Annotated in this window: 6 protein-coding genes; all 6 read left to right on the forward strand. The window is 49.1% G+C overall.

Annotated features, from left to right (window positions below):
• Window positions 1–91 precede the first annotated feature (91 nt).
• The 6 genes from AAGC78_RS13135 (at window position 92) to rplT (ending at window position 6,263) form a co-directional block, all read left to right on the forward strand.
• Complete coding sequence (locus AAGC78_RS13135) at window positions 92–1,081, forward strand: lipid A deacylase LpxR family protein (protein WP_435784543.1); 990 nt, start codon at window positions 92–94, stop codon at window positions 1,079–1,081.
• 268 nt (window positions 1,082–1,349) lie between these two features.
• Window positions 1,350–2,894, forward strand: coding sequence for a PepSY domain-containing protein (locus AAGC78_RS13140; RefSeq protein ID WP_435784544.1), 1,545 nt, complete (start codon window positions 1,350–1,352; stop codon window positions 2,892–2,894).
• Between the two features lie 165 nt (window positions 2,895–3,059).
• Window positions 3,060–4,985, forward strand: coding sequence for a threonine--tRNA ligase (gene thrS, locus AAGC78_RS13145; RefSeq protein WP_435784545.1), 1,926 nt, complete (start codon window positions 3,060–3,062; stop codon window positions 4,983–4,985).
• Window positions 4,986–5,060: 75 nt separating this feature from the next.
• The gene (gene infC / locus AAGC78_RS13150; protein ID WP_435784548.1) at window positions 5,061–5,609 is read left to right on the forward strand and encodes a translation initiation factor IF-3; all 549 of its coding nucleotides are present in this window, start codon (window positions 5,061–5,063) and stop codon (window positions 5,607–5,609) included.
• Window positions 5,610–5,670: 61 nt separating this feature from the next.
• Window positions 5,671–5,868, forward strand: coding sequence for a 50S ribosomal protein L35 (gene rpmI, locus AAGC78_RS13155; RefSeq protein WP_007642209.1), 198 nt, complete (start codon window positions 5,671–5,673; stop codon window positions 5,866–5,868).
• A 35-nt stretch (window positions 5,869–5,903) separates the two neighbouring features.
• A complete protein-coding gene (gene rplT / locus AAGC78_RS13160) occupies window positions 5,904–6,263 on the forward strand; it encodes a 50S ribosomal protein L20 (RefSeq protein WP_133685253.1) in 360 nt (119 codons plus the stop codon).
• The last annotated feature ends 13 nt before the right edge of the window (window positions 6,264–6,276 follow it).

The raw sequence follows: 6,276 nt of genomic DNA on the forward strand, positions 1-6,276 counted from the left end.
CGGCAAACAAACCGGCTAGCATCCTTCGTAATCTTGCCGCATTCCTTATGTTTGGCAATTGCAAACCAATCATTGCTAAGGGAAGACTTTAATGAAAACAAAATTCGGGGTGTTGGGTACTCGGTGCTTATTAGCCGGTGCGGTTCTCGTCTGGAGCCAGTCTGCATTTGCAGAGCGGGAGTGGGTATCGGCAAGTTGGGAGAACGACATAGTCGCCGGTAAAGACGGTGGTGGTTACACCAACGGCATTTATTTTTCCTACGGGCAGCGCAATGATCCGGGTGAAGAAATTACCAAATCACCCATTCTCACTTTGCCGCTGGCGTGGATGGTGAGCGATGATCCCACCTATGCCTACAAATTGCATTCAGTCGGGCAAGCGATGGTGACGCCTGAGGATATCACCAAGGAAATTCCCGATCCTACTGACGCACCTTATGCAGGGCTGCTTTATCTGCGCTCTACTTATGTAGCTGTGCAGGATGATTTTGCTGATCACGTTGCGACCTTGGTGGGCGTTGTTGGGCCTTCATCCCGTGCAGAGGAAGTGCAGACTTGGGTGCATAAAGTAGTTGGTTCAGACAAACCGAGAGGTTGGGATTATCAATTGAAGGATCAGTTTGTGTGGCAGTTGCAACGCACGGCGGTGTGGCGTTTCTCGACATCTGACTCAAGCCCTTTTGATGCAGTGCTGCTGGCGGATTTGGCGGGCGGTAATCTGGAGACGAGCGGGGGTGGGGGATTGTTTTTGCGCGCAGGTAATTCCCTTGCACGCAGTTATTCCACTATGGGGTTTTTATCCAGCCGGGTAAGTACGCCTATATCGGCGTCGGAAGGTTGGTATATTTATCTCGGCGGCATGGGGCATTATGTGCACAACCAAATTCTGGTTGATGGTAATGAGTTTGGTAGAAGCGCGTCCAAAGGGCTGGAGCATTATCAATATTCCTTGATGACCGGCTTCACTTATACCTGGAAGCGCGCGAGTATTTGTTTCTCTTATCAATCCGATACGGAGCCAAATAAAAGCCAAACGGCGCGCAAGAATTTCGGTGCAATTACCCTGGCGTTACAGATCTAACGATTTCCCGGTCAACGTTGCGGAGATGTACCAAATCAAATACATCTCCGCAGCGCTGTTTTTCCCGCAACATTATCTGTAGTAACTTCAGCACAAAGGCTTGATTCTTTTAATAGTTGATCAAGCTACTTCCCTCACTGCTATTCAATAAAAATCTTTAAAAACATTCCCTTAACTCACTGGGCATGAGTGTTTGGATATTTTGGCTCGGGAGTTGCTCTGGCGTATTCATTGTTGTTATCCAGGTTAGCTGCATCGGAAAATTATAATGAATCGATTCCTGTTTTTGACTCATCGTTGGGTGGGTATTGCCCTTGCGCTGTTTATGTTCATCTGGTTTTCATCCGGCTTGGTGATTATGTATTCCGGGCCATCAGCGCTTACGCCCTCGCAACAATTACAGCATCGCGAAGATCTTTCACCGGCTGATGGTTGGCTTACCGTGGGCGCGGCATTGGCTGGAGTGGAAAATGGCACTGCGACAAATGTGGTTTCTGCGCGTTTGGTGCGTCTTGCCGGTCATCCATCATGGTTAATAGAAAGTAGCAACGGCCAGCGTTTTGCTTTATCGGCAATTGACGGCGGTGTGCATGAAGTATCGGTTGCGGATGCAGAAAAAATTGCGCAGACATGGCTGCGCCACAGTGACGATATTGAATCGAATTCGGTAGCGGTTACTTATCAGGATACTGGTCCGCAGGATAGTAGTGTGCGCAACTACGATACCTTGCGACCTTTCCATAAATTTTCAGTCGACGGCTCCAGTCGTGAATTATTAATTTCAGCGCGCACTGGCGAAATTATTCGCGATTCGACGGCATTTTCCCGAACACTGTATTGGACGGGAAACTGGATTCATTTATTGCGTGGTATAGAGGTTTTTGCGCCGCCGGAAGTGCGGCGTAATACATTGTTGTATTTGGGATTGTTTGCTGTTGTCGCAAGCCTGACGGGTTTGATTGTGGGGTGGCAGCGCTGGCGGCCGGGTTGGTTTGGCAAAAAAACTTACGGACAGGGGCGGGTTCATCCGTACCGTGAAAAGTGGACGGTATGGCATTTTTGGACAGGATTGATTGGCGGTATCGCAGCATTGCTGTGGGCATTTAGCGGCTACATAAGTACCAATCCGCTGCAATTATTTTCCGAAGCGAATGCCAATAAAAATGAACAGGTAAATTATCAAGGTGCAGTTGTGCCGGACGTTCTGCTTAACTGGCAGCCGTCGGCAATAATTCATAACGACACTGGCAATGATGTGGTGGAGTTATCCTGGCGGTATTTGGGTGATCAGGCAACCTTGGTTGCTATTACACGCGAAGGTGATCGCATTAGCCAAAATGTCGCTGGCGCAGCGGTTAATTTTAATGATGGGGCATTGCTGGATGCGGCCAGCCGGCTTACCAAAACGGCAGTAGCTAGTCACAATCTGCTAACGGATTACGATAGCTATTATTATCCGCGTCATTATCAAACTACTTATGATCGTCCTTTACCGGTTGTGCGGGTGGATTTGGCTGATGAGGCGGGCACTCGGTTGTATCTCGATCCACAAGACGGGCGCATCTTATTAAAGGCTGATACCAGTCGACGAGTTTATCGTTGGCTATATTCAGCACTGCATCACTGGGATTTCGGTTGGCTCCATTATCGGCCGATATGGGATTTATGGATGTTGCCGCTCGTACTCATGGGAATCGTATTAGGTTCCTCATCGGTGATTCTTGGATGGCGACGATTGAAAGTCGAATTCAAACCTAAAAAGAAAAAAGCAGCGCCCATCCGGGTGACCAGTGTCGATAAACCGCTAGCCTGACCGAAGTGGGTTAGCAGTTTTGTCATCCTCTTGAGGTTGCCTCTGCTCCCAAAGCTCCCCTATACTCGCCGACCCGCACACTCGTAGGTGCGGGCTTTTTATTTCTACCTACTGTTTTTCATCATGTGACCTTTCGTAGGGGTCACCACTGACCAAGGATTTATCATGCCTGTAATTACTCTCCCCGACGGTTCCAAACGCCCGTTCGAAAATCCTGTATCTGTCTATGAAGTTGCTGCGTCTATTGGCGCTGGCTTGGCTAAGGCTACCCTTGGTGGTCGCGTTAACGGCCAGCGTGTTGATGCGCACGACTTGATTACTGAAGATGCGGATCTGGTGATTTTCACCCCGAAAGACGAAGACGGTTTGGAAATTATTCGCCACTCCTGTGCGCACTTGCTCGGTCACGCGATCAAACAACTGTTTCCCGATGTAAAAATGGCTATCGGCCCGACCATCGATAGCGGTTTTTATTACGACATCGACCTTGAGCAAAAGCTGACCGACGAGGATATCGCCCGTCTGGAAGCGCGCATGCTGGAATTGGCCAAAACCGAATATGACGTAGTGAAAAAGAAAGTCAGCTGGCAAGAAGCCTATGACGTTTTCACCGCGCGCGGCGAGACTTACAAGCTGGAGATCCTGGATCGCGACGTGCCTAAAGATGCAACGCCGGGTCTATATTATCACGAAGAATATGTCGACATGTGCCGTGGTCCACACGTGCCTAACATGCGCTTCTGCCTGAACTTTAAATTGATGCGCACCTCTGGCGCCTACTGGCGCGGCGACTCCAACAATAAAATGTTGCAGCGTATCTACGGCACTGCGTTTGCCGATGCGAAACAATTAAAAGCGTATTTGAATTTGCTCGAAGAGGCGGCCAAACGCGACCATCGTAAACTGGCGAAGAAATTTGATTTGTTCCATCTGCAGGATGAAGCGCCGGGCATGGTTTTCTGGCATCCAAAAGGCTGGACTCTCTGGCAACAAATCGAACAGTACATGCGTACCAAGCAAAACGATTGGGGCTATCAGGAAGTAAAAACACCGCTGATTATGGATCGCACCCTGTGGGAGAAATCCGGTCACTGGGAAAACTATCGCGACAACATGTTTACCACTGAGTCAGAGAAACGTGACTTTGCGGTGAAGCCAATGAACTGCCCAGGTCATATCCAGATCTTTAACCATGGCCTGCGTTCACACAAAGATTTGCCGCTGCGTTTGGCAGAATTCGGTTCATGCCATCGCAATGAGGCCTCAGGTGCGTTGCACGGCATCATGCGTGTGCGCGGTTTTGTGCAGGACGATGCGCATATTTTCTGTACCGATGACATGGTGGTGGAAGAGGTTTCCTCTTTTAACCAGATGCTCAAATCGGTATACGACGATTTCGGTTTTACCGATATCGCTGTAAAACTTTCCCTGCGCCCGGAAAAATATGCCGGAACTCTGGAAACCTGGAACAAGGCGGAAGAGGGCTTGCGTGCGGCCTTGCGTGCAGCGGGACTGGAATGGGAAGAGCTTCCGGGTGAAGGCGCCTTCTATGGTCCGAAAATTGAATACCAGATCAAGGATGCGTTGGGTCGCTCCTGGCAGTGCGGTACTATCCAGCTGGATTATGTATTGCCTGAACGTCTGGATGCGGAATATGTGGCAGAAGACAATGCGCGTAAGCGTCCGGTTATGCTGCATCGTGCGATTCTCGGATCGTTTGAGCGTTTCCTTGGAATCCTGATTGAACACTATGAAGGTTCCTTCCCGGTTTGGTTGGCACCAGCTCAGGTTGCGGTGATGAATATTACCGATAATCAGGCTGATTACGTCAAATTAGTGGAAAAAACCTTGCGCGATAAGGGTATCCGCGTCATTCCGGACTTGAGAAACGAGAAGATCGGCTTTAAAATCCGCGAGCACACAATTCAGCGGGTACCCTACCTGCTCGTCATTGGCGATAAAGAGGTTGAAAATCAATCACTTGCGGTTCGCACAAGGGACGGAGAAGATTTGGGTGTAATGACTCTGGAAGCTTTCATCGAGCACTTGACCGCCGATATAGCGCGTCGAGGCAGAAATATTTCTGCGTAAAGTAGAAATATTTGCCCGACTAACGCAAAAAAAAGCAAAAAGATTCGTTCCTATTAATTATTTGGAGATACAACTATCAAACGAGATAACGCTCCCGCCGCTAAAGGTAATTCTAAGAAAGCGCGGATCAACGATCAGATCGAAGCCAAACAAGTTCGCTTGATCAATGCAGAAGGTGAACAGGTCGGTATTGTTAGCCTGAGTGATGCACTTGCTCAAGCGCAGGCAGCAACGCTGGACTTGGTAGAGATCGTTGCTGATAGCGATCCAATAGTCTGTAAGATTATGGATTACGGCAAGCATCTGTTTGAAATCAAAAAAACCAAGGCCGCTGCCAAGAAGAAGCAAAAGCAGCAGCTGGTGAAGGAAATGAAATTTCGCCCAGGGACGGAGGAAGCGGACTATCAGGTCAAATTAAAGGCTCTGATGCGCTTCCTGGAGCATGGGGATAAGGCCAAGGTAACGTTAAAGTTCCGTGGCCGCGAGCTCGCCCACCAAGAATTGGGGATGGAAATGATGCAACGCATCGAGACCGACCTGACCGAGATGGGGACCGTGGAGCAGGCTGCCAAAATGGAAGGTAAGCAGCTCACTATGGTGATCGCCCCCAAAAAGAGAAAATAGTCGGGCTTTTAGCTGCCTTGATTATTTATATTATTTACCTAAATGTGTGGAGTTCTATCACATGGCAACCAAAGCTAAAGTACACAGTGGCGCGTCAAAGCGCTTCAAAAAGACTGGCGCGGGCTTCAAGTTCAAGCACGCTAACAAGAGCCACATCCTGACCAAAATGACGACCAAGCGTAAGCGCCAACTGCGCGGCACCAGCATCGTAGATGCAGCCGACGTACCACGCGTAAAACGTTTGTTCCGTGCTATCTAATAGCGCTTTTTGAGAATTTTGTAGAGGATTGAATTATGGCCCGTGTTAAGCGTGGTGTAGAGGCGCGTCGTCGTCACAAGAAAGTATTAAAAGCTGCTAAAGGTTACTACGGTGCACGTTCGCGTACATTCCGTGTTGCCAAGCAAGCGGTTATCAAAGCTGGTCAATATGCTTACCGCGATCGTCGCGTTAAAAAGCGTAATTTCCGCGCTCTGTGGATCACTCGTATCAATGCCCAATCTCGCGCTGAAGGCTTGTCCTACAGCCAATTGATTGCTGGCTTGAAAAAGGCGAGCATCGTTCTCGACCGTCGTGTACTGGCTGATCTGGCTGTGTACGACAAAGCAGCTTTTGCTGCTGTTGTTGCGAAGGCTAAATCAGCTCTGGCTGCTTAATCGTCCAACAACC

This window comes from Cellvibrio sp. (genome assembly GCF_039207905.1).
Lineage (GTDB): Bacteria > Pseudomonadota > Gammaproteobacteria > Pseudomonadales > Cellvibrionaceae > Cellvibrio.

What these genes read in the sequence shown, in the direction of transcription:
- AAGC78_RS13140 (WP_435784544.1), top strand. Translation starts at nt 1,350, where the DNA reads ATGAATCGATTCCTGTTTTTGACTCATCGTTGGGTGGGTATTGCCCTT.
- AAGC78_RS13135 (WP_435784543.1), top strand. Translation starts at nt 92, where the DNA reads ATGAAAACAAAATTCGGGGTGTTGGGTACTCGGTGCTTATTAGCCGGT.
- thrS (WP_435784545.1), top strand. Translation starts at nt 3,060, where the DNA reads ATGCCTGTAATTACTCTCCCCGACGGTTCCAAACGCCCGTTCGAAAAT.
- rpmI (WP_007642209.1), top strand. Translation starts at nt 5,671, where the DNA reads ATGGCAACCAAAGCTAAAGTACACAGTGGCGCGTCAAAGCGCTTCAAA.
- rplT (WP_133685253.1), top strand. Translation starts at nt 5,904, where the DNA reads ATGGCCCGTGTTAAGCGTGGTGTAGAGGCGCGTCGTCGTCACAAGAAA.